The following is a 23,075-nucleotide window of genomic DNA, read 5'->3' on the forward strand; positions in this document are numbered from 1 at the left end:
TCCGCGTTGTGGTCACGGCGGCGGTCGGTGCTGCGGTTGCAGTGGCGGTACTGTCGCGGTTACGATTCCAGTAAAATTGCCAGGGTAGCGGTCACCAATCGTCCGGATAGGTCACCGTGATTGTCGCCCTGGCGCCCACACTGCTTCCGTCCTCTCGAACACCGAATCCCGTATCGCCCGAAACCACACCCGTTAAACCGCCGCGACGCCAACCCCGACCATGTTCGAGAACCGACCGGACCGGGACGCCGAGGTAGTCTTCGTCGGCCGGTCGAACGTCGGCAAGTCTACCCTGATGCGAGAGCTGACGGGCCACACCTTCGACACCGGGAGCAAGCCCGGCGTCACGCGGTCGCCGAACCACTACGACTGGGCGAGCGAGGACTTCGTGCTGACCGACCTGCCCGGCTTCGGGTTCATGTCCGGCGTCCCCGAGGAGCGTCGCGAGCAGATCAAGACCGACATCGTCCGCTACGTCGAGGACAACGCGGAGAAGATTCTCGTGGGCGTGCTCGTCGTCGACGGCAAGAGTGTCGTCGACATCATCGACCGCCACTCTGGCGAGGACGAGATTCCCTACGACGTCGAGATGTTCTACTTCCTGCGTGACGTGGGCATCCCGGTCGTCGTCGCGGTCAACAAGATGGACAAGGTCGACGACGAGGACGAGCGCCTGAACGAACTCTGCGAGCGCCTGGGTCTGCACCCGCCGTGGAAGCAGTGGCAGGACACCATCGCGCCCATCTCGGCAAAGCGAGGGAACATCGACGCCTTCACCGAGGCGGTCCGCCACCACCTCCACGAGCAGAAGCGCGACGACCTGTTCAAGTTCTTCTAAACCACCTTTTGCTGCGGTCGGAAACGGCGCTTCGCGCCGTTTCCTCCCTGGCAAAATCTGGACCAAAAGCACGGCGTCACCTCCTCTGAAGCGGCCTGCGGCCGCTTCTTCGACGGTTCCTCGGCCCGCTCGCTCACTTCGTTCGCTCGCGGTGGAATCACCTAGAGCTACCGCCTCCGCCACCGCTTCCGTCTCGGCCACCGCCGCCGCCGCTACCGCCTCCGCCCGTGGCCAGCAGACCTACGGGCGTCACCATCGTCCCGCTCACCCATGCCAGATCTTACCAACGACGAGGTAGCGAAGCGCGTGGTCGACGGTGCGGGCAACGACATCGGAATCGTCGATTCGGTCCAGGACGGCACCGCCTACGTCGACCCCGCAAACGACATCGGCGCGGTGAAGTCGAAACTCGACTGGGGCGCCGACGAACACGACACCTACCCGCTCCGCAACGACGCCATCGCCGAGGTGACCGACGAGGAAGTGCGGCTATGCTCGGAGTACCGACCCGACTGAACGCCCGACGATTCGACCCCTTCTCCGTCGATTCGAGTCCGGCCCCAAGTCGGAACTGTCCCGCTCCCGAACCGGACCTGATGAGTCGAACTCCGACGTACGAGGTCGTCGTCGTGGGCGGGGGACCTGCGGGGCTGACGACCGCGCTCTACGCGACGCGGCTCGGCCACCGGACCGCGCTGGTGAACCGCGAGGGCGGCCGATACGAGTCCGTCGCGGCCGTCCACAACCTGCTGGCGGTTTCGGAGGACGCCACCGGCCGCGGGGTGACCGAACTGGGCATCGAACAACTGGTCGAGTACGGCGCGGACTACTACGAGGACGACGTGCGCTCGGTCGAGGAGCGAGCGGACTCCGACGCCGACGCTCAATTCCAGATTACAGCCGAGCGCGCCGACCTGCTGGCCGACCGCGTGGTCTTCGCCACGGGGTTCACCGACGAACCGCCGCGGGTCCCCGGACTCCGCCGGTTCACCGGCCGCGGCCTCCACTACTGTCTCCACTGCGACGCCTACACGCTGGGCGACGCGCCCGTCTTCGTTCTCGGCCACGACGACCACGCGGCCCACGCTGCGATGGTCCTGCTCAACTTCACCGACGACGTCGACCTCCTGACAAACGACGAGGAACCGACGTGGAGCGACGCCGTCGACGAGCAGGTCCGCGCCCACCCCGTGGACGTGGTCGAGGACCGCGTCGACCACGCGTTCCCCGAACGCGAGGGCGAGGACGAGCGCACCGACCCCGACGAACCGCCGTGGCTTGGCGGCCTGGAGTTCGCCGACGGACGCAGTCGCGAGTACGCCGGGGGCTTCGCCATGTACGGCCAAGAGTACAACGCCGAACTCGCCGACCGACTCGGCTGCGAGCGCAACGAGGACGGCTCGATCGCCGTGAACGACCGCCGCGAAACCAGCGTCGAGGGCGCGTACGCGGTCGGCGACCTGACCCACGGTCAGAACCAGACGCCTATCGCGCTCGGCGATGGGGCGTACGCCGGCATCGCGCTCCACAAGGACCTCCGGACGTTCCCGCTCCCGCCGGGCGAACTAGACGACGTCGAAACCGAGGACGTGCCGAGCGCGCCCGACGATATCCGGGCGCGGATGCGCCGGGTGCGGGAGTTGGACGAGCACGCGGGGATGCGTCCGGAGTAGAGCTATCGGGTTAGTATCGAAGCCAGATTCGGACGAACGGTCGGCGGTTTCCGCCGGGGTTCATTACAGTGGCTACTCCTGGCTGACTCATGGACTCCGTGTTTCGTATCGGTGACGAGTATGTGGATAAAGGAAGCCCGAAGAACCCCGAAGATGAGTTTCTCCGTCTGATTCGCGGTCCGCTAAAGACCGGAATCAAGAACACCGGCGGAATTCGGGATTTAAGTTCTCAAGTGACCGATGACCCTGCGGCCATTGTCATCGTCTCTAACGACACGGGCGTTTCGCAATACGAAGACCCGTGGCAGGACGTGCTGGCCGTCTCACTGGGGCACATCGATTACTGGGGCGACGCAAAGAAGGGGAACCCGTATGATGAGTCTCAGCAGAACGAGAAAGTGAAGCGAGCGTTTGACCAGGCTGCGAGAGGTAACCGTGACCGCGTTCCGCCGATACTTGTATTCCGGAAACCGCGGTCGGGTGTCGTCCAGTTCTGCGGTCTTTGCGTGCCGGATCACATAGAAGTCGACCAATACGCAGACGCGGCCGGAAATCACGTCCCGAACTACCTGTTTCACCTTACGATTCTTAACACCGATACCGTTTCCCCGACGTGGATGCACAACCGAGTGAGAGCGGACAGCGACGAACGAGCGCCGGAAGTTTGGAAAACCTGGGTGAAGACGGGAGAGGTCGAACAGTGGCCGACGGGTGAGGCCGTGAATGCCGGGGGTCGCCGCCGGCGATACGAACGGGAGGAAGTAACGGTCAGTCCGCAGTTCCGGACCGAAGTGTTTGACCGTTACAAAAATCAGTGCGCGATGACGGGGATTGGGCATCCATCGCTTCTCGACCTGGCACACGTCCTCCCTCGAAGCGAACATCCCGAACGTGCCGAAGACCCGAAAAACGCGCTGGTCTTGAATTCACTCCATCACCGGGCGTTCGATGCCGGGCTGTTCACCCTCGACGCGGATTATCGGCTACGTGTGGACCCGTCGTTCAATCCCGAACATCCGTTTCTTCGGGAGAGCATTGTCGAACGACAGGGGACACGAATCGAACTCCCTTCGAACGTAGACATAGGTGAGGAGCACCTCGAAAAACGAAACGCCGGGCTTGGGTGGCTGTAACCAAGGAATCGGTTTCGGCAGATTGAGTTTTACGCGATTCGATTGACGAACTCCTCGCCCCTCTCCCCACGCTCGACGTTCTCCCGGACCAACTCCGCGATGTGCCGGTGGTAGTCCCGTTCGGCGGCGGCCCGGTGGGGCGTGACGATGACCTCGTCCATCTCCCACAGCGGCGAATCCTCGGGGAGCGGTTCTTCCTCGAACACGTCGAGGCCCGCACCCCCGAGTTCGCCCTCGCGGAGCGCCTCGACGAGTTCGGACTCTACGACCACCGGACCGCGGGCGACGTTGAGCAGGTAGGCGTCCTCACGCATCGCCGCGAACTCGGCGGTCCCGAACAGCCCCTCAGTCGCGTCGTTCAGCGGCACCGCCAGCGCGACGAACGCGGCGTCCTCGATGGCCTCGTGGAGGTCGTCGGGGGTGTACACCTCGCTGGTGTGCGGGGTCGGCTCGCCCGAGCGCCGGACCCCGACGACGTCCATGCCGAGCGCGTCGGCCCGCTCGGCGATGCCGCGGCCGAGGGTGCCGAGGCCGACGACGCAGAGGCGCTCGCCCTGCAGGGTGAACGGTTCGTGCCACTCGGGGTGGGCCCACTCGCGGCGCTCCTGGGACCGGACGTAGTCGTGGAGTCTGCGGGCGAAGGTGAGCATCAGCCCCACCGCGAACTCGCCGACGCTGGTGTCGTGGATGCCGGTGCTGTTGGTGAAGACGACGCCCCGCGATTCGAACTCCTCGAGTGGGAAGTGGTCGTAGCCCGCCTGGATGGAGTGAATCCAGACGAGGTCTGCGTCGAGGTAGGCGTCGTTCGGGCCGAACGTGACCACCGCGTCGCAAGCCGAGAGTTCTGCGGGGTCGTCGCCGACGACGCCGACTTCGCAGTCGAGGTCGGAGAGTACTTCGGCGAGTTCTTCCGGAGGAAAGACGGCGTCGACGGACTCGTGGACGCCGAGACGGTCGATGTGCATGTCGGAGGGATGCGCCGCTACCGGGTTGAATCTTCGGGAGGTGGTAATCGCGTCGCGGACCGAGCGTCTCGGAAGGGCGGCTCGGGTGAAATGCCTCGTCACAAGGGGCTCGGTGGGGGTAACCCTCGTCACTGCCGCCCGGTGGTGATAGGGAGGGCGCGTTTTTGGCTCTTGCGTGTCGGTACTCGGCGTCGGCGACCCCGTCTACGCCTCCTGCTCGTCCTCTTCGTCCTCGCTGTCCTCCTCCTCACCTTCGCTTTTGGCTTCACCACCCTCCCCGTCCTCGCGCCACCCCGAGAGTCCTCTGAGTTCCGAAACCACCGCGGAAATCTCCTCCTCGTCGAGCACGCCGCGCTCCGTAATCACGCCCGAGACGAGGTCGGCGGGCGTCGCGTCGAACGTCGGGTTCAACACCTCGACCGCCGCGTCCCCGTCGTACACCGCCTCGGGGTCGCCGGCTTCGAGGTGGACCGCGCCGTCGGTCCGAATCTTGTCGGCGGCCGCCACGGCGTAGACCGGGACGCCCTCGCGCGCGGCGGCGCTCGCCGCCGCGCGCGTGCCGGTCTTGTTGACGACCCGTCCGTCCGGAAGTACGGCGTCCGCGCCGACCACGACGGCGTCCACGTCCTCGGTCGCCAGCACGTGCGCCACGGCGGCGTCGGTGTGGATGGTCACCCGACACTCTCTGGCCAGTTCCTCGGCCACCCCGACGCCCTCCCGCGCCGGCCGCGACTCGGCGACGAAGACGTGCTCGGCGCCGCCGAGCGCGTCGAGGACGGTTCCGGACCGCGAGAGCGTCAGCACCGTCTCCCCGCGAATCTCGGCGGCCGCGTTCTCGGCGGCCGCCTCGTCGGCGCGGTAGGCGCGCTCGATGCCCTCGCGGGCCGCCCGCTCGACCGCCTCGGGGATTCGTCGCTCGCTGGCCTCGGCCATCGCCCGGTCGACGCGGTTGCCCAGCGCGGCCATGCTCGGGCGGGCCTCGCGGAGCGCATCGGCGAGTGCGACGAGCGGGGACCAGCCGCCGGAGCCTTGAACCGCAAAGCTCCCCGCCCGGTCGCGCAGGACTTCCAGCGCCCGCACCGAGAGGTACGCCGAGCCGTGTTCCGTATCTTCGGCGACCTGCGAGACGCTGGGAGCGACCCGCGAGTAGGATGTCCAGAGCTGTGGAACGCTCTCGCGGCGCAGGATTTCGGTCGGGTGGACCCACTCGAACTCGGCCGTCTCCCAGTCGACCTCGGCGTCACGGCGCTCACAGTCGAAGAGATAAGGGTGGACCACCCAGCGCGTTCCGAGGTCCTCGTCCGCGAACTCGAAGGTGACTCCTTCCCGGGCGAGCGTGCAGGCGTCGAGCAGTCCGGTTTCCTCGGCTATCTCCTCGCGGGCGGCCACGTCGGGGTTTCCCTCGGCGTGGCCGGCGACGCCGCCCCACAGTCCGGCGTAGGAGCCGACCTCCTCGGACCGGCGCAACAGCAGGACTTCGCCGCGATTACGTAGAAAACAGGTGACGACGTGGGTTTCGTCCATACGCCGGGGTTCGGCGGCCGGCGGCTTGAGTCCGGGGGACTACAGCAGTCCGTCGCCTAGCAGCGTCGACCCCGTCGCCATCCCCTTGAGCTTCTTCAGCGTCTTCTCCTCTTCGTCGCGGTTCTCCTCCAGCGGGTCGGTCACCTCGTCGCCGAGGTCGAGTTGGTCGGCGAGCATCAGCAGGCCCTCGTACATCGTGAGTTCGATGCGCTCGGTCTTCATGCCCGCCTGGGCGTAGAACACGTCGCGGAGTCCCTCCTCGCCCAGCTGCTCGTCGAACATCTGCTTCTCCTCCATCAGGCCGTCGAACAGCGGCACCTCCGTCTCCTCGGGCGTGAGCCCCCGCGCCTCGAACACCTCCTCGACGCGTTCGACGTGGCGCATGGTTTCACCCTCGTGCTGGCCGAACCCGTCGGCCAGTTCCTCGTCGTCGACCTGGCTGGCCATCTCCGAGAGCGTGTCGACGAGTCGATTCTCCACGGTGTACGCGGCCTGAAGCTGGTGGTCGAACAGGTCCTCGAGCGTATTTAGTGTCATTCTCCCATCCCCACGTCGGGGTAGGTCCGGATTCGCTTAGCTGTAGTGGGCGTTCGGCGACCGGTCGGGCGCGAGCCAGTTCCGCGCCGCTCCCGCCGGCGTCGAACGCCCGGCGCTCGCGACGATTGCCCTTACGGGGTCGCCATCGCGGCGGTCGTCGTCTCGTTTCCGGTCGCCGGGCTCGCGGTTTCGTTCCCGACCGTCACGTTCACCGTCGCGCTGTCGGCGGGGCCGCCGGCTTCGGTGGTTTCGGACGCCCCCGCGGCGGTTTCGCCAGTTTCGGTCGCCGTCGCGTTGCCGCCGGTCGCGGTGGCGTTCGCACCGTCCGTCTCGGCGTCGACCGTCACGCTGGACCGAACCGCCGAGAGTTGGTCGACCGTCGGCGCGTTCGTGATGGTGACGACGTTCCCCTCGACGGCGACGTGGAACGCGTCGGCGAAGCCGCTGTCGGCGATGCGCCACGTGTTCTCACCGACCTGTTCGGCGCCCCAGTACCGCAGAACCTTCCGGTACCCCGCGACGAACTGCCGGGCGTCCTGGGGCGAGTCCCACGCCAGTTTCCAGACGTAACCGAGTTCGCCCGACCCGTTCCGGTAGACGTGGAGCCGGTCGCCGTCCCAGCCGGTCGTGTACTGGGACTTGTAGTCGAGCGGGTCGAACGTCTTGATCTCGCCCGACTCGTTCCGGTTGAACCACTGGCTCGGCGGGATGACCCGCGACTGGCCCCCGCTGTGGTAGTAGGGGTAGATGAACATGGCCATCAGTCCGGCCTCGCCCAGGCTCCCGTAGCCCGGTCGGTTCGGCGCCCGCACCCGACTCCAGTCGCCGCCCGTCTGGTCGGCCAGCGTCACGTTCGTCGGCGGGTCGGCCTCGTACCGCTCGGGGTGGATGACCTGCTCGGTGCTGGCCGGCGGATTCTCGTACAGCGCGTTCACCGCGTCCCAGCCGCCGACGTTCTGGACCAGTCGGACGAACGCCGGGCCGTCGCTGTAGGGCTGGTACTTGAGCAGGTAGATGCCCATGTTGGCGAGGTTGGTCTGCGCGCGCTGGTCGCTGGGCCGCTGGAGGCAGTCCCACGTCCCCTGCTTGCACTGGCGCTCGTAGAGCCGTTCGGTGTAGCTCGCGTCGCCCTCTATCAAGCCGTTGCGGGCGTTCACCTGGTCGCGGAGCTTCGCGCCGAACGGGTCGCCGGTGAGGTTGTACTGCTGGTCCTGCCAGGCGTGCATCAGTTCGTGGGCCAGCGTCAGTTCGTCGATGCGGAGCGACTTCGCGTTCTCGGCGATGACCACGATTCGGTCGGCCCGCGGGCTGTAGAACCCGAGGACGTTGCTCCCCCTGTTGCGGTTCTGGACCGCGATGGAGTCGGCCGACTCGTTGACCAGGAACAGCGCCTCGAACTTCGCGTTGTCGAACGCCCGCAGACCCGGCGAGGCGTTCTGGCGGGCCTGCCGGTTGGCGAACTGCTGTCTGCTCACCACGCTCACCGGAACCGACCGGTTGAACTCGATGCACCGGACCGCCTCGACCCGCGCCATCGTGCGCGAGACGAGTCGCTCGCGCTCGGCCTTCTGGACGCCGTCGGACTGGCTGATATCGATTGATTCGTTGTACCAGTAGCCGTTCTCCCAGCCCTTCACGTCGGACTGGGGGTCGGCCAGGTCGGCAGGGACCGACCCGCCGCACGCCAGACCGGTTGCTTCGTCGCCCGTCTCACCGCCGTCCTGCGCACGCGCGAAACCGCTCGCGCGCGCTGGCGACTCGGCCGGCGCGTCCGCTTCGGCCTCGGCGGCGACGCCGTCGGCCGCCGACGGCGTCGCCGTGTCTCCCAACTCCCGATTCGCGTGCCCGACGACCGTCGCCCCCGCGACGCTCGACGTGACGAGTACGACGAGTAACGGTACCACCATCAGTTCGCTATCTCCCGGTAACACTGTTTGCACCCCGCTCACGCGTACCACAATCTCCTCCATGAAAAGCGCCGTGCCCGTCGGCGCCCGCCGAGCGTCGCGACCCGGTTCGCCCGTCGCGGGCGACCGCCAACCGACCGCCTCCACGCTTTTCCCGCTCGGTACCGAACCCCGGATATGGCCGACGTCACGATCGCAATCGTCAGCGACACCCACGTCCCCTCGCGCGCCGAGGGGATTCCCGACTGGGTCGAGGACCGAATCGAGGCGGCCGACCGCGTGATCCACGCCGGCGACTTCGACGACGAAGCCGCCTACGACCGGGTCGACGAACTCGCCGCCGACCTCACGGCGGTCCGGGGAAACATGGACCCGGTGGCGCTGGACCTCCCGCCGGTCGCGGTGCTCGACGCGGCCGGAACCACCTTCGTCGTCACCCACGGCCACCGAACCGAGGGCGACGAGAGCTACCGCGAGGGCGTCGCCCGGGTCGTCTCCGAGGAGGTCGACGGCCCGGCCATCGCGGTCGCCGGCCACACCCACGAAGTGGTCGACGAGGACGTCGAGGGCATCCGCCTGCTCAACCCCGGGAGCGCCACCGGGGCGTCGCCGGCCGAGCGCGAGACGATGATGACCGTCGAGATTCTCGACGGCGATGTGACGGTGGAGTTGTACGTCGAGGACGCGGTCGTCGAGGTTTGAGGCGCGGGGGGAGTCGCCGCGAACGGCCGGGACGCGACGACCGGTCGTCGCGTCCCGGCCACCCCGCGTCGCTACCAGTATCGCTTGCCCGTTTCGCGCGGGTTTTTGTACGCCACGCGCCAACCTCGCCGCATGGAAGTGTTCGCAGTGCCGGACCTGCCGGAGGTCCGGCCGGGCGACGACCTCGCGGCGCTGATAGAGACGCGGGCCGACCTCCGGGACGACGACGTGGTGGCGGTCGCCAGCACCGTCGTCTCGAAGGTCGAGGGACGGCTGTTCGAACTCGCCGACTTCTCGGCGAGTCCGCGGGCGAAGGAGATAGCCGCGCGCCTCGAAGGAATCTCGGGCGACGAGAAGGACCCCCGGTTCGCCCAGGCGGTCCTCGAAGAGAGTACCGAGATAATCGTGGAGGCCCCGTTCCTGCTGACGGCGACGCGGTTCGGCCACATCGGCGTGAACGCGGGCATCGACCGCTCGAACGTCGGCGACGGCGGAGCCGACCTGCTCCTCCTCCCCGAGCGCCCGAGCGAGAGCGCCGCCCGCATCCGCGAGAACCTCTCGGCCGACTGCGCGGTGGTCGTTACCGACACCTGCGGGCGGCCGTTCCGCCACGGCCAGCGCGGGGTCGCCATCGGCTGGGACGGCATTCCGGCCTCGCGGGACTGGCGGGGGGAAACCGACCGCGACGGCCACGAACTCGAGGTCACCGTCGAGTCGGTCGTCGACGAGATCGCCTCGGCGGCCAACCTGGTGACCGGCGAGGGCGACGACGGCCTGCCGGTCGCTGTCGTCCGCGACTGGAACTTCGGCGACCACGGGGGGTCGGAGAACCTCTTCCGGGACGTCGAGGGCGACTTCGTGCGCCAGGCGCTCAGGGGGTGGGAGTTTGCGCGGGATTGAACTCACGCCCGAGCACCCGATGGCTGACCTCGTCGAACTCGGCCGCCTCGCCGAGGACGAGGGGTTCGACACGCTCTTCGCGAGTTCCCACTACAACAACCGCGACCCGTTCGCGGTGCTCTCGCGGGTCGCCGCGGCGACCGACGAGATTCGGGTCGGCCCCGGCGTCGTCAACCCCTACGAGTCCCACCCGGTGTCGCTGGCCTCCCGAGTCGCGACGCTCCAGGAGGCCAGCGGCGGCCGGGCGGTCTGCGGCCTCGGCGCGGGCGACCGCTCGACGCTCCGGAACCTCGGTGTCGAGCGCGAGAAACCGCTCCGGCGAGTGCTGGAGACGATGAAAGTGAGCCAGAAGCTCTGGGCGGGCGACCGGGTCGACCACGACGGAACCTTCCGCGCGGCCGACGCCGCCCTGAACTACGAGGTCGAAACCCCGCCGGTGTACGTCGGCGCGCAGGGGCCACACATGATACGGATGGCGGCCAAGCACGCCGACGGCGTGCTGGTCAACGCCTCGCACCCCGACGACTTCGCGTGGGCCGACGAGCAGGTCGAGCGGGGCCTCGCGGAGCGCCCCGACTCTCGGGGCGAGTTCGACTTCGCGGCCTACGCCAGCGTCAGCGTCGCGGAGGACGAGGACGCCGCCCGCGAGGCCGCCCGGCCGCCGGTCGCGTTCATCGCGGGCGGGGCGGCCCCGCCGGTGCTAGAGCGCCACGGCATCGACCGCGAGCGGGCGGAGGCGGTCGGCGAGAAGGTCGAAGCCGGCGAGTTCTCGGCGGCGTTCGAGGCGGTGACTCCCGAGATGATAGACGCCTTCTGCGTCGCCGGGACGGTGGAGACGGCGGCCGAGAAGATAGCCGGAGTGTTAGAGTACGCCGATAGCTTCGTCGTCGGGTCGCCGCTCGGGCCGGACCCCGAGACGGCGGTCAGCCTTGCTGGGGCGGCCGTCGACCGAGCGAGTCGGGGATGAACAAGTCGACGATCGCGCCCAGCGTCAGGTAGCCGAACACCAGCACCGAGAAGGTGATCAGCAGGAATCCCGAGAGCACGAGGATGAACGAACTCGGGAACGACAGGGCCGCGTCGGTGATGTAGGTCGCCATGTCCACGAAGTTCTGGATGATGTTCACCATGTTCGACGTTGTGTGGCCCGGGTACTTGTTTGCTCCGTAAGCGGAGCGACGGGAGCGGTGGGACCGAGTCGAACCAGGACTACAGGACCTCGCGGTAGACCGACCCGAACGCCTGCCGCCGCAGGGTCGCCACTGCGGCGTCGGGTTCGTTCTGGAATGTCGCGGCCACCACCGTCTCGTCGAACGCGTCGTGCCACGCGACGTTCTCGACGTTCGGGTTCCCGCGTTCGACCACCTCCCGGTCGCGGTCGGCCAGCCACGCCTCGTACTCCTCCCGGGTGCCAGTTTGGACCGCCAACAGCGACGCGAAGAGGGCGTCGCGGGCGGTTTCGACCACGTCGCCGGTCACGCGCTCGCCGTACTCCTCGCGGTCGAACGCCATCGCCTTCGCCGTCTCCTTGACCACCGTCTGGGCCGCGGGTCCGACCGACTCGAAGAGCCTGCGCGCGGCCGCCTCGTCATCTGGCGCGAGGAAACCGTGGGTGTCCATGTCCGGCGGTTCGAACCCCCGGGACTACTCCGTTTCGCCTTCGGTCCCGTCGTCGTCGTCCTCGTCGGCGTCCTCGCGTCGCTCGCGCATCTCGCGGGTCATCTCCCGGGCTTCCCGCAGGACCTCCTGGGCCTCGGGTTCGAGCGCCTCGCCGCCGCCCGCACCGCCTCGCGCCCCCGCGGTGTCGCCGAGGCCGCTGGCCATCGACCCGCGGCCATGCGCGTTCGCGCGTTCGAGTTCGTCCTCGAACAGGTCGCCCGGCCGGGGTTCGTCGTCGCGGCGGGCGTGAGAGTGGTCGTGGGTCGTATCGTCGAACACCTGCGGGAAGCCGACCTCCTTGGCGTACTCCTCGACGCGGGCGGCGAGTTCGGCCGCGCCCGCCTCGTCCCAGTTCGGCGCGTGTTCGTCGAGCCACGCCTCGTGGTCGTCGTCGCCGAGCATCGCGGTGAACGCGAGGTGGTTGGCGAGGTGCTCGGCGTCGGACTGGGGCGTCTCGCAGACCGGACAGGCGTATCCCATGTCCGGGGGTTGGTCGCCCGAACCGAAAAGCGCCACGCTACTCCGTCGCTCGGCGGGCCTATTGGGACTCGGAGTCCGGACTCCACTCCTCGGCGTCCAGGTCCACAACCAGAATCAGGGCGTCCTCGCCGTCGTCGTAGTATCGGGGCACCGTGCGGAGGTACTCGAAGCCGTACTCGTAGTACAGCGACAGCGCGGGCTGGTTGCTCGCGCGGACCTCCAACTTGACGCTCCGGGCGCCGCCGGCTTCGAGCACCGACAGCGCGTGTTCGAGCAGCGTCGCGCCGACGCCGTCGCCGCGCCGGTCTGGGTGGACGGCGATGTCCTTGACGTGGCCCAGCGGTCGGCCGTGGTTCGCCACGAGGTTCGCGACGACGTAACCGACGACGCTCCCCGTCTGGAGGGCGCCGCCGGCCGCGTTGGTCGGCGACCGGCGGCCGGCGCTCCCCTCGTCGGCCACCAGAAACCCCGGTTCGCCCAGGAACCGCTCGAACGCCGAGAACGGCCAGGGCTGCTCGAACGACGCTCGTTCGATGCGCAGGACCGCCAGCAGGTCCGCCTGCACGGCCTGCCGGACGCGAACGGGGCGTTCCTCGTCCGCGGGAGAGATTGTCACTGCCCGTCAGTTGCGCCCCGACCCTTAAGAGTCTCATGCCCGACCGGACGCGAAATTTTTTAATAGGATGATTGAGTACAACGAAGCGCACTCTCCGGCCGGAGGTGCAAGCTCCCGAAAATCTCCCCACCCACCCCCACCTTTCCAAACTACCTTCATACTCCACCTTTTGCTGTCTTTGCGAGCGTAGCGAGCAAAGGCTCGAAAGACGAGCGAAGCGATGTCTTTCGGTGCGCTCAGCGACTCGGAAGCCTGCGGCTTCCGAGTCGCTTCGCTGGCAAAATCTGGACCAAAAGCCTTCGTCACCCTCCTCGGAAGCGGCCTTCGGCCGCTTCTTCGAGGGTTCCTCGGCCCGCTCGCTCACTGCGTTCGCTCGCGGCGGGACTGCTGATGCGCTCGTCGGAAGCCGAGATGCGCGCCCCGACGCCGCGGCAGAAATAGCATTTCGGTGAAGGCCGTCGTTAGTCGAGGAACAACCGGACGTCGTCTTGAGCCGGCCCTTCGTCGGCGACGCCCTCGGGGAACGCGTCGCACCACTCCCCGCGCCAGTCGCATCCATGTGAGATGGTGCGGTCGTCGGTCGCGGGCGACGCGGCGAAGACGACCTGATAGCTGGTCGTGTGGGGTTCGTCGTCACCGTCTACGACATGCTCGACCTTCCGCACACGTTCGATACCGTCGATTTCGATGGACAGGCCGGTCAGGTGTTCGACCTGTTCGCGGGCAACCGCCGCCCAGTCGTCGCCGGACTCGACCGTGCCGTTGGGGAGCATTGCGAAGTCCCGCTCTTCGTTCACGATGACGAGAGCGTCGCCGTCGTCGTCGGTGACGCCGACCACTGCCCGACCGTCGGCGCTCATCGCGCAGTGGTCGGCGTCGTCGTGGACCTTCGTGCGTTCGAGGAACTCGACGTCGCCGCGGTCGCGCAGCGATTCGGGGTCGGTGAGGGTCGGTACGGCGTCGACGGTTGGTGCAGTTTCGTCTGGCATGGGTGGTGTCGTCGGCGCTCGCCCGCGCTTCGGTGGCGGGTCCGAACTCCAAGCTTTCGAACGCCGGAGCGATAACTACGAGGAATTGATAGAAAAAGCCGCCGATTTAGTTTCAATATCTTCTTACACGTAATAATTCACTGGCTGTAGTAATAAACCTTTCGCCGGGATGGTGAATTCGGGCGTTTTAGGCCCTGAAGCGCAATCTCTTATTCGTCTAATCGGCGGTGCGCGCACCGCCGACCGACCGGTCCGTTCGAGGGCGGTCGCTAACGGAGCGTAAAAAATACGGGAAAGAGAGTTTGCTCAGTCGTCGGCGGGCGTCGCGCCGGAGCTGCCGCCTTCGGCCCGCTTCTTCGTGTGCGAGAGCTTGCCGCCGTCGGCGAGAATCTGGCGCTCGCGTTCGGAGGCGTCGAGGTGGGCGGTGAGTTCCCAGTCGTCGTTGACTCGGACCGTGAACTCATCCTGGCCGGAGCGGACCGCCTCGGAGACGTCGTCGACGATCTCGATGTCGTCGCCCTGCTCGATCTTCTCGTAGTCGTCCTCGTCGATTTCGAGCGGGATGAGGCCGAAGTTGAACAGGTTCGCCTTGTGGATGCGGGCGAAGCTCTGGGCGAGGACGCCCTCGACGCCGAGGTACATCGGGCACAGGGCGGCGTGCTCGCGCGAGCTACCCTGACCGTAGTTCTCGCCGGCGACGAGGAAGCCGCCGTCCGAGTCCATCGCGCGCTGGGCGAAGCTGTCGTCGACCCGCGAGAGCGTGAACTCCGAGAGCTTCGGGATGTTCGAGCGGAACTTCAGGATGTCGCTGGTCGCCGGGATGATGTGGTCGGTCGTGATGTTGTCCTCCATCTTCAGGAGGGCGGGACCGGCCAGTTCGGCTTCCAGTTCGTCCTTCAGCGGCACGTCGCCGATGTTCGGGCCCTTGATGAGGTCGTCGTCGGGCGCCTCGTCGGGGCTGATGAGGTCGGCCTTCGAGCCGTAGTACTCCTCGGGGAGTTCGAAGCCGGGGTCCTCGAGGTCGCCGAGTTCGTCGGAGAGGTCCCGCGGGTCGACGATCTCGCCCTTGATGGCCGCCGCGGTGGCGACCTCCGGCGAGCAGAGGTAGACCGAGTCGTCCTCGATGCCCGAGCGACCCTCGAAGTTGCGGTTGAACGTCCGGAGCGACACGGAGTCGCTGGCCGGCACGTGACCGATGCCGATGCAGGCCCCGCAGGTCGCCTCGGAGAAGTTGACGCCGGCCGCCATCATCTCGGCCGTCCAGCCCTCGCGGGCGAGCATCTCGGAGGCCTGCTTGCTACCGGGCGCGACGATCATCTCGGTCGTCTTGTTGATCTCGCGGCCCTCCAGCATCTTCGCGCCGGGCAGGATGTCCTCGTAGCCGCCGTTGGTACAGGAACCGATCATGACCTGGTCGACCGACTCGCCCGTGACTTCGCGGACGGGGACGACGTTGTCGGGCATCGACGGCTTCGCGATGAGCGGTTCGATCTCCGAGAGGTCGATGGTGATCTGGTCGTCGTAGTCGGCGTCGTCGTCCGGGACGACCTCTTCGTAGTCGTCGCCGCGGCCGAGGCTCTCGAGCCACTCCTGGGTGTTCTCGTCGGTCGGGAAGATCGAGGAGGTCGCGCCGAGCTCCGTACCCATGTTGGTGATGGTCGTCCGCTCGGGGACCGACAGCGTCTCGACGCCCGGGCCGGTGTACTCGAAGATCTTGCCGACGCCGCCCTTCACGGAGAGACGGCGGAGCATCTCGAGGATGACGTCCTTCGCGGTCGACCACTCGGAGAGTTCGCCTTCGAGGCGAACGTTGACGACCTCGGGCATCTCGATGTAGTAGGGGCCGCCGCCCATGGCGACCGCCACGTCGAGACCGCCCGACCCGATGGCGAGTTCGCCGAGTCCGCCGGGGGTCGGCGTGTGGGAGTCCGACCCGAGCATCGTCTTGCCGGGCGCGGCGAAGTTCTCCTTGTGGACGTTGTGACAGATACCGTTGCCGGGGCGCGAGAAGTGCGCGCCGTAGGTACCCGCCGCACTGCGGAGGAAGCGGTGGTCGTCGGTGTTCTTGAAGTCGAACTGGTAGGTCTGGTGGTCGCAGTACTGCGCCGCCAGTTCGGTCTGGACCTCGTCCATCTCGAGCGCCTCGAACTGTAGCCAGACGAGCGTTCCCGTCGTGTCCTGGGCGAGCACCTGGTCGATCTCGATACCGATCTCTTCACCGGTTTCGAGTTCGCCCTCGACGAGGTGGTCCTCCAGGATTTTCTCCGTTAGCGTCTGTCCCATATCGTCCGAACATCGTCTCTCCGGAGTTATAAATCCCGCGCGTTTGCGCTCCCCGGTGAGGCGGTTTTCGACCCTCGGCCGGCAAAAGTTGACCGAACCGATAGCGCGACCGGCGGATAGTCGGTTGAAACGGTAATCGGACCGACCGAAACTCCCGAAACGAAGAGTCGGAGTCGTGGCCCGGACCCCGACGGGACCCGGTGGTCACCCGGCGCGGCGGATGCGCCGAGGGCCGACCCTCCCGGCGACCGTCGGCGGGTCGCACGCCCGACCGACTCCGGCACCGATTTACGCTCCGGGCGAAATCTCCCGCGCATGTTCGAGAGCGGAACGTACGTCGCCGACCACGTCGACCCGATAACCGACGAGCAGGTCCAGCCGAACGGCGTCGACCTCACCCTCGAAGCGGTGTACGAACAGCGCGAACCCGGTCGCATCGGCCTCGACGGCAAGGAAATCGGCGACCGCCGGGAACTCGAAACCGAGCAGGTCGCCGACGACGCCCCCGAGGCGTACTACCTGACCGAGGGCGGGTACGTCGTCCGGTACGCCGAAACCGTCTCGATTCCCGACGGCCACGTCGGCTACATCTACCCCCGGTCGTCGCTGCTGCGCAACTCCTGCATGCTCGATACTGCGGTCTGGGACGCCGGCTACACGGGCAAGGGCGAGGGCCTGCTCGAAGTCCACCACGACATCGAGATCGAACGCGGGGCGCAAATCGCCCAACTCGTCCTCGCGGCGGCCGACCACGACGACACCTACGACGGGTCGTACCAGGGCGAGAACGTCGAGTAGCGACCGAGACGAGTCGCGGCGTCGGCCGGTGAACCGGCCGACGCCGCGGACTCCGTGAGTGTCCGGGTGATTTCTCTCTTTGTTGCACTTCTATTCCCTCGTAGCGATGCGAACTACACCTGTTGAAACGTTAATTGAATACTTTTTACAGACAACGTTTAGTGGGAAAACTTCGTACTTTCTTTCGCATGCCGAACCTTCCCAACTTCGACCGGCGTAGTTTCCTGAAGACGACCGGAGCCGCGGGCGTCGCCGCGACGTTACCGTTCGCCGGCGCGTCGGCCGCCGAGGCCGCCGACGGCGACGGGTCCATCGTCGACGACGCGCTCGTATTGACCTCGGGAGTCCTGCACGACGTGCTCGTCGTGTTCGACCCGGCCGCCGACGTGAATCGACTGGATACGCTGGACCTCGCGGAGGGGTTCTACGAGTTCGAGACGCTCCCCGTCGCCTACGTCAAACTGTACAGCGACCAGGTCCGGCAGGTCGCCGACTGGGACGGCGTCCGGTACGTCCAGAAGAACGTCGAACTCGACTACCACAACGACGACGCCCGGGCGGTCACCGAGGTCGACAAGGTCCAGAACGACCTCGGGTACGCCGGCGACGGCGTCCACGTCGCCGTCATCGACTCCGGCGTCGACGGCGACCACCCCGACCTGCAGTCGAGTCTGGTCGCCAACTGGCAGTGGGCCGGCAACCCGCTCGGCAGTCCGACGCTGTGGATTCGCGCCGGGTCGGCCGACACCGACACCATCGGCCACGGCACCCACGTCAGCGGGACCATCGCGGGCGACGGGACGCAGAGCGGCGGCCAGTTCAAGGGGATGGCCCCGAATGCCGACCTGACGGTGTACGCCGCGGGCGCGGGCATCTCCATCCTGAAGGCGACGGCGGCCTACGACCACCTGCTCTCGCGGGTGCAGAGCGGCGCGACCGACGTGAAACTGGTCAACAACTCCTACGGGTCGTCGAACGGCAACGACTTCAACCCCGACGACGCGCTCAACGTCGCGACGTGGAACGCCTACCGCGCCGGACTGCTGTCGATGTTCTCGGCCGGCAACAGCGGCCCGCAGACCAACACGCTCAACCAGTACGCCAAGGCGCCCCAGGTGCTCGGCGTCGCCGCGACCAAGGACAACCGGGCGGTCACGAACTTCTCGTCGCGCGGGCGCAAGCAGGGCGGCGACGCCCAACTCGACAATTGGGACCGCCAAACCGGCCTGAGCAACCTCGAAACCTACTACGCCGACGGGACGCCCTCGCGCCCCTACGGCGTCTACCGGCCCGGGGTCGGCGCGCCCGGCAACCGCATCGTGTCCACGATGTCGCCGACCGACGCCCTCCAGGCCGAGAGCGCCCAGGACGGTCGACTCTACTACGCGACCATCAGCGGGACCAGCATGTCCTCGCCGGTCACCACCGGCATCGCGACGCTGGTCGTCGACGCCTACCGGCAGAACAACTCGGGCGACGTCGCGCCGATGGACCTGCTCAACACCGTCGCGGCCGAGGCCGAGGACGCCCGGTCGGGCTACACCCCGTGGAACGTCGGGGCGGGCTTCACGAACGCCTACCGGTCGGTCCAGCGGGCGGCCAACGGGAACCTCGCGACGTTCGGCGACGTGACGCTCGTCGAGTACTGAGCGGGGACGCGCCGCGACGGCAGACCGATGACGGGCTAGCGACTCCGGACGGACGATGGAAGCGAGTTAGACGACGGCGGACCGGACGACGACGATAGTTCCCGCGAACGCGGGCGAATGCCCGCGTTCGCGAGCGCGCTTTCCGCGTTCACCGTCCGTCCCTTTTTAGTCCGCGAGGTGGTACTCTCTGGAGTGAGTATCGTAGCCAACTTCTCCGTCCCGGCCGACGCCATCGCGCTCTCGTGGACGATGGAGCGCGTTCCGGAGATGCGGATCGAGGCCGAGCGAATCGCGACCCACAGCCGAGAGTGGGTCCTCCCGTTCGTCTGGACCTCCGGGGGCGACTTCGACGCGTTCGAGGCGGCGGTGGACGAGGACCCGACGGCGGTCGGGTGGTCGGTCATCGACGCCTTCGACGACACGCGCCTCTACGAGATTCGCTGGGTCGAGACGGTCGCCGAACTCGTCGACGAGATCGTCGACCAGCACGGCACCGTGCTGGAGGCCTCGGCGGCCGGCGGTTCGTGGTACTTCGAGATTCGGTTCACCGAGCAGTCGCAGGTCGAAGGGTTCAGCGAGCACTTCGACGAGAAGGGCGTCCGGTTCGAACTCCAGCAGTTGAGCCGACCGGAGGACCCCCGACAGGCGACCTACGGTCTGACCGAAGAGCAGCGCGAGACGCTCGTCAAGGCGCAGGAGGAGGGCTACTACCGCATCCCGCGGGAGGTCTCGGTCGCCGAACTCGCCGACTACTTCGGCATCTCCTCGAACTCCGTCTCCCAGCGACTCCGCCGCGGGTGCGACTCGCTCATCAAGGAGACGCTCGTCTTCAGTAGTAGCGACGCCGACGCGGACAGCGACGAGGACTGAGGTTTGGAGCCGAGAGCGCCGCCCGTCACCGCCGACCGCCGTCGATGACTCTCGTTCGGGGAGTCACAGCCCCGTGTCGGCCGCCAGCACGTTGTTTCGGTCCGTCGTCGCCGGAATCTCGACCCAGTTGTCGCCCCCGTCGAGACTGTACTCGACGGGACCGAACTCGTAGGAGTTCGTCCCCGTCAGCGAGGTCGGCGCCTCCGCGAAGTACGTCCGAGCGCCGTCCTCGACCGGGTTCTCGAACTCCACGTACCTGACGTCGCCGTCGGTGTACACCGTCCGAGGGTCGCCGCCCGCGACCGACCACTCGGCGGGCAGGCGGTCGCGGACGAGCGCCTCCGCGTTGCCCGCGACCGATATCTCGACCCGATTCGTCTGCCCGGCGGTGAACAGGTCGCCGTCGTCCGAGCGAGTCGCGGTCACCGACGGGGCCACGTCGAACGACCCCGCGTCGCCGAACGTCCCCACGAGGTCGCCGTTCACGTAGCGGTTCTGCTGGTAGCCCAGCGCGTTCGTCAGCAGGGTGTGGCCGAAGAAGGCGACCGTGTAGTCGAGCAGGCCGAACGGGTGGAGGTTGCCCTGGTAGGCCGGCGGGAGGAGGCTGCCGACGACGTGGACGCCCGTCCCGTCGTCGCGGCCCGCCGTCAGCGACCCGACGCTGACCTTCCCGGCGGTCTCGCCCGCGACGGTGCCGCCCGCCGCGTCGAAGGCGTCGTGGTCCACGAGGGTCATCGGCGCCTGGTCGCTGGTCGAGTAGCCGAGCGGCGTTATCTTCCAGAGCTCACGCTGGATGGGCCGGGTGCCCTCCATCAGTTCGTGGCCGGGATACTTCTGCTCGACGTTGGCGATGTAGAAGGTGTCCTCGGTCACGTGCCCGTGGTCGATGCCCGCGGCGAACTCGTTGTCTATCGGCCCGAGCAGTCGAAGCCCCGAGTCGGTCAGCACGAGGTTGCCACCGTCGGCGACGAACGAGTCGACCGCGTCGACGTAGTCGGCGTCGCTGACGGCGTCGTCGTGGATGACCACGAGGTTGTCGTAGTCGGCGGCCGCGCCCGCCTTCACGTCGGCCACGGTGAGCGCGTCTATCGGCGCGTCGGCGTACGCCGCGTAGTCCTCGAAGTACGCGAACGGCGACACCTCGTAGGAGCGCTGTTCGTAGCCCAGCGCCGCCTTCGGGTCGGGGTTGCGCTCGTCGCTCTGGAGCGTACCGAACCGGACCGCGACCGCGCCGTCCTTCGCGTCCATCAGGCTGGTCGCCTCGACGGTCCACTCGCCCGGTTCGGGGTCGTCGACCGTCCACTCGGGCGTCCCGACGACGCCGTTCGTGCCGCCCTCGCCGTCGGTCGGGTCGTGGCGCCTGACGACGTTTCCGTTCGGATTCTTCAGTTTGAACGCGTGGAGCGTATTCGGCTGGGAGTGGACCGCCACCGAGAGGCTGTCGACCTCCTCGCGGACGCTCCGGTAGAGCTCCGTCACCTCGCCCGGACCGAGCGTCGCCGACTGCTCGGTGGTGTCCCGCGAAGTGGACTTCTCGCGGTAGTCGTAGTACGTCGCGTCGACCGTGTAGTCGGCCGCCGCGTTGACGTACGTCTCGACCACGAACGCGTACGTCTCGCCGGCCGTCACGCCCGCGCTTAGCGTCTCGGGGTTGTCGGCCGTCGCCGAGGTGGCGACGCGGTCGCCGTCGGCGTCTTCGAGGTGGAACTCCAGGTCCTGGCCCGGCGGCGTCCACGACAGCGTCGCCTCGACCCTGTCGGCGTCGGCGTCGACGGTGAACTCGTGGCGCTTCGTCGCGGGCGTCGCGGGCGTACCGGGACCGATGGTGCCCGAGAACTGCTCGCCCGCGTCCATCTCGACGAACCCGGTGCCCGGATTCTCGACGAACGAGAGGTCCGACGACGACCGGGTGAGCGAGTCGGTCGCGACGTACGCGGTCGAGCGCCCGTCGGTTTCTATCTCGGCGGTCGTGTTCTCGGTCGCGTACCGCGCGACGGTCTTGATGGCGGTGTCGTAGCCCACCACCTGCATGTTCACGAGTTCGGGGTCGTAGACGTTCGACCCCACCATGTGGGAGTAGGCCATCTCGAAGTCCATCGTCGTCATGTCGAGGCCGCCGAGTTCCTCGGGCTGAGCCATCCAGTCGAGCCAGCCGCCCGAGACGGTGTAGCCGATGGTGTCCCAGATGCCCGCGTAGTCGAACGCCTCCTCGGGAAGCGTCTCGAAGCCCAGCGCCTTCGGGTTGAGCTCGCCCGTCAGCGTCCGCTGGGCGTCCGCGAGCGTGGTCCACTTCGACAGCGCGTCCTCCAGGGTGGCGTCGATGCTGCGGTTGAACTCGTAGAGTTCGTGGAGTTGGCCGTGGTCGAACTGGTCCTGGCTGATAAGGCCCAGCACGAACTTCGAGGAGGTGAGCGCGCCGTGGAGGTCGACGCCGTATTCGAGGTTCTCGTAGCCCCGGAAGTGCTCGGCGATGGCGAGCAGGTCAGGCACCCGCTCGCTCGCGTAGTCGGGGACGTCGGAGTCCACGCCGGGTTCGTCGTCGGCGAGGTTCGCGCCGAGCGGTTCGGCCGGGTAGTGGCCGGGGTCGATCCAACCCACGGAGGGCGCCTGGCGGTTGGTGTCGAACACGCCGTCGTTGCCGCGCTCGTAGAACGGCACGACGGGCGCGCCGCCGTCCGGACCCATGAGCTGCCACCCGCTCTCGTACTGGGGGTGCTTGGCGACCCAGCCGTCGGCGTTCGCGTAGACGAACACGACGACGAGGTCGTCGAGCAGGTCGGCTATCTCGCCGTCCTCACCGGTCAGCACGTCCTCGACGAACCGCGAGCCCGCTTCGGCGCCCGCCCGTTCGAGTCCGTGGAGCGAGAGGCTGAACATCACCTTCTGCTTCTCGCGGAAGGCGGCCTCGTCGTTCACGTCGTTGGTCAGTTCGGCGACGTAGATGTCCTTCGGGTCGTCCTCGCCGGTGACGTAGTTGTAGTGGCCGGGGCTCTCGCCGATGGAGTAGAACTTGAGCCGGTCGGGGTGCTGGGATTCGAGGTGCTTCATCCCGTCGACCATCTGCTCGTAGTCGATGAAGCCCGTGCTCCGTCGGGGTTCGGGGAAGACGCCGTCGGGGTACAGTCCCAGCCGCCAGAACGGGTTCGACCCCGGCGAGTGGCTCAGTCGCTCGGCGACCGCGAGGTCGAGCACGTCGCCGACCTCCCCGGTCGTGAGTTTCGCGTGGGCGTGGGGCTTGCCGGAGGCGGTCGTGCTCCGGTAGTCGACGCCGAGCGCGTCGAGTTCCGCGAATCCGGTTTCGTCGGCGAACCGTATCAGGGTCGCCGCCGCGTGGTCGTCGGCGGTGTGGTTGACCACGAACTCGTAGCGTTTCGTCATCTTGCTCGACGCGAGTTTCGTCTTCGCGCCGGCCGCGCCCGGCAGCGAGAGCGCGCCGGCGGTGGCAGCGGTGAGCCGGGCGAAGTCCCGGCGGGTGATGTCGGTACTATCGGGGGAGTCGTTTCGGTCTGTCATGGCTGTCGTTCGGTCTGTCGTCGCTGTCGTCCGGACGTC

21 protein-coding genes are annotated in these 23,075 nt (G+C 67.5%); 10 read left to right on the plus strand and 11 right to left on the minus strand.

Annotation, left to right across the window (positions count from 1 at the left end; all coding sequences use genetic code 11):
• Nucleotides 1-220 precede the first annotated feature (220 nt).
• The 4 genes from engB (at nt 221) to NGM07_RS14500 (ending at nt 3,644) form a co-directional block, all read left to right on the plus strand.
• A complete protein-coding gene (gene engB, locus NGM07_RS14485; protein WP_253512834.1) occupies nt 221-838 on the plus strand; it encodes a GTP-binding protein EngB in 618 nt (205 codons plus the stop codon).
• 270 nt (nt 839-1,108) lie between these two features.
• Nucleotides 1,109-1,354, plus strand: a complete 246-nt coding sequence (locus tag NGM07_RS14490) for a DUF8593 domain-containing protein (protein ID WP_253512836.1) — start codon at nt 1,109-1,111, stop codon at nt 1,352-1,354.
• A gap of 80 nt (nt 1,355-1,434) precedes the next feature.
• Entirely contained in the window at nt 1,435-2,511 is a 1,077-nt protein-coding gene (locus NGM07_RS14495; RefSeq protein ID WP_253512838.1) for an NAD(P)/FAD-dependent oxidoreductase, read from the plus strand.
• Between the two features lie 89 nt (nt 2,512-2,600).
• On the plus strand, nt 2,601-3,644 hold the full coding sequence (locus tag NGM07_RS14500) for an HNH endonuclease (protein ID WP_253512840.1): 1,044 nt from the start codon (nt 2,601-2,603) through the stop codon (nt 3,642-3,644).
• A gap of 29 nt (nt 3,645-3,673) precedes the next feature.
• On the opposite strand, the gene ddh is transcribed toward NGM07_RS14500, so the two are convergent.
• The 4 genes from ddh to NGM07_RS14520 all read right to left on the minus strand — a co-directional run bounded on the left by ddh (nt 3,674) and on the right by NGM07_RS14520 (nt 8,577).
• Complete coding sequence (gene ddh, locus NGM07_RS14505; RefSeq protein ID WP_253512842.1) at nt 3,674-4,609, minus strand: D-2-hydroxyacid dehydrogenase; 936 nt, start codon at nt 4,607-4,609, stop codon at nt 3,674-3,676.
• 204 nt (nt 4,610-4,813) lie between these two features.
• Nucleotides 4,814-6,133 carry an eIF2B alpha/beta/delta subunit family protein gene (locus tag NGM07_RS14510; protein WP_253512843.1) on the minus strand — a complete coding sequence of 440 codons (1,320 nt, stop codon included), beginning with the start codon at nt 6,131-6,133 and terminating at the stop codon, nt 4,814-4,816.
• A 39-nt stretch (nt 6,134-6,172) separates the two neighbouring features.
• A complete protein-coding gene (locus NGM07_RS14515) occupies nt 6,173-6,670 on the minus strand; it encodes a YciE/YciF ferroxidase family protein (RefSeq protein ID WP_253512845.1) in 498 nt (165 codons plus the stop codon).
• 131 nt (nt 6,671-6,801) lie between these two features.
• Complete coding sequence (locus tag NGM07_RS14520) at nt 6,802-8,577, minus strand: Hvo_1808 family surface protein (RefSeq protein WP_253512847.1); 1,776 nt, start codon at nt 8,575-8,577, stop codon at nt 6,802-6,804.
• A 177-nt stretch (nt 8,578-8,754) separates the two neighbouring features.
• On the opposite strand from NGM07_RS14520, the gene NGM07_RS14525 reads away from it, so the two are divergent.
• The 3 genes from NGM07_RS14525 (at nt 8,755) to NGM07_RS14535 (ending at nt 11,146) form a co-directional block, all read left to right on the plus strand.
• Nucleotides 8,755-9,279 carry a metallophosphoesterase family protein gene (locus tag NGM07_RS14525; protein ID WP_253512849.1) on the plus strand — a complete coding sequence of 175 codons (525 nt, stop codon included), beginning with the start codon at nt 8,755-8,757 and terminating at the stop codon, nt 9,277-9,279.
• Nucleotides 9,280-9,411: 132 nt separating this feature from the next.
• The gene (locus tag NGM07_RS14530) at nt 9,412-10,179 is read left to right on the plus strand and encodes a coenzyme F420-0:L-glutamate ligase (protein ID WP_253512850.1); all 768 of its coding nucleotides are present in this window, start codon (nt 9,412-9,414) and stop codon (nt 10,177-10,179) included.
• The gene (locus NGM07_RS14535) at nt 10,166-11,146 is read left to right on the plus strand and encodes a 5,10-methylenetetrahydromethanopterin reductase (RefSeq protein WP_253512852.1); all 981 of its coding nucleotides are present in this window, start codon (nt 10,166-10,168) and stop codon (nt 11,144-11,146) included. The genes NGM07_RS14530 and NGM07_RS14535 overlap by 14 nt, the downstream gene beginning before the upstream one ends.
• Here NGM07_RS14535 and NGM07_RS14540 read toward each other — a convergent pair.
• The 6 genes from NGM07_RS14540 to NGM07_RS14565 all read right to left on the minus strand — a co-directional run bounded on the left by NGM07_RS14540 (nt 11,103) and on the right by NGM07_RS14565 (nt 16,206).
• The gene (locus tag NGM07_RS14540) at nt 11,103-11,309 is read right to left on the minus strand and encodes a DUF8024 family protein (protein ID WP_253512854.1); all 207 of its coding nucleotides are present in this window, start codon (nt 11,307-11,309) and stop codon (nt 11,103-11,105) included. The genes NGM07_RS14535 and NGM07_RS14540 overlap by 44 nt on opposite strands.
• A gap of 79 nt (nt 11,310-11,388) precedes the next feature.
• The gene (locus tag NGM07_RS14545; RefSeq protein WP_253512856.1) at nt 11,389-11,799 is read right to left on the minus strand and encodes a DUF5809 family protein; all 411 of its coding nucleotides are present in this window, start codon (nt 11,797-11,799) and stop codon (nt 11,389-11,391) included.
• 24 nt (nt 11,800-11,823) lie between these two features.
• Nucleotides 11,824-12,318: a DUF5810 domain-containing protein gene (locus tag NGM07_RS14550; RefSeq protein WP_253512858.1), complete on the minus strand. Its 495-nt coding sequence runs from the start codon at nt 12,316-12,318 to the stop codon at nt 11,824-11,826.
• A 58-nt stretch (nt 12,319-12,376) separates the two neighbouring features.
• Complete coding sequence (locus tag NGM07_RS14555) at nt 12,377-12,934, minus strand: GNAT family N-acetyltransferase (protein WP_253512859.1); 558 nt, start codon at nt 12,932-12,934, stop codon at nt 12,377-12,379.
• Nucleotides 12,935-13,395: 461 nt separating this feature from the next.
• Nucleotides 13,396-13,923, minus strand: coding sequence for an NUDIX hydrolase (locus NGM07_RS14560; RefSeq protein WP_253512861.1), 528 nt, complete (start codon nt 13,921-13,923; stop codon nt 13,396-13,398).
• A gap of 306 nt (nt 13,924-14,229) precedes the next feature.
• Complete coding sequence (locus NGM07_RS14565; protein ID WP_253512863.1) at nt 14,230-16,206, minus strand: aconitate hydratase; 1,977 nt, start codon at nt 16,204-16,206, stop codon at nt 14,230-14,232.
• A 135-nt stretch (nt 16,207-16,341) separates the two neighbouring features.
• Here NGM07_RS14565 and NGM07_RS14570 point away from each other — a divergent pair, with 135 nt between their 5' ends.
• From NGM07_RS14570 to NGM07_RS14580, 3 genes are all read left to right on the plus strand, one after another.
• Nucleotides 16,342-17,004, plus strand: a complete 663-nt coding sequence (locus NGM07_RS14570) for a deoxyuridine 5'-triphosphate nucleotidohydrolase (RefSeq protein WP_256525332.1) — start codon at nt 16,342-16,344, stop codon at nt 17,002-17,004.
• Nucleotides 17,005-17,192: 188 nt separating this feature from the next.
• Entirely contained in the window at nt 17,193-18,653 is a 1,461-nt protein-coding gene (locus tag NGM07_RS14575; protein WP_253512867.1) for a S8 family serine peptidase, read from the plus strand.
• 192 nt (nt 18,654-18,845) lie between these two features.
• Entirely contained in the window at nt 18,846-19,523 is a 678-nt protein-coding gene (locus NGM07_RS14580) for a helix-turn-helix domain-containing protein (protein ID WP_253512869.1), read from the plus strand.
• 63 nt (nt 19,524-19,586) lie between these two features.
• Here NGM07_RS14580 and NGM07_RS14585 read toward each other — a convergent pair whose 3' ends face one another.
• Entirely contained in the window at nt 19,587-23,036 is a 3,450-nt protein-coding gene (locus NGM07_RS14585) for a M14 family zinc carboxypeptidase (protein WP_253512870.1), read from the minus strand.
• Nucleotides 23,037-23,075 lie beyond the last annotated feature (39 nt).

This window comes from Halorussus vallis (genome assembly GCF_024138165.1).
Taxonomy (GTDB): domain Archaea; phylum Halobacteriota; class Halobacteria; order Halobacteriales; family Haladaptataceae; genus Halorussus; species Halorussus vallis.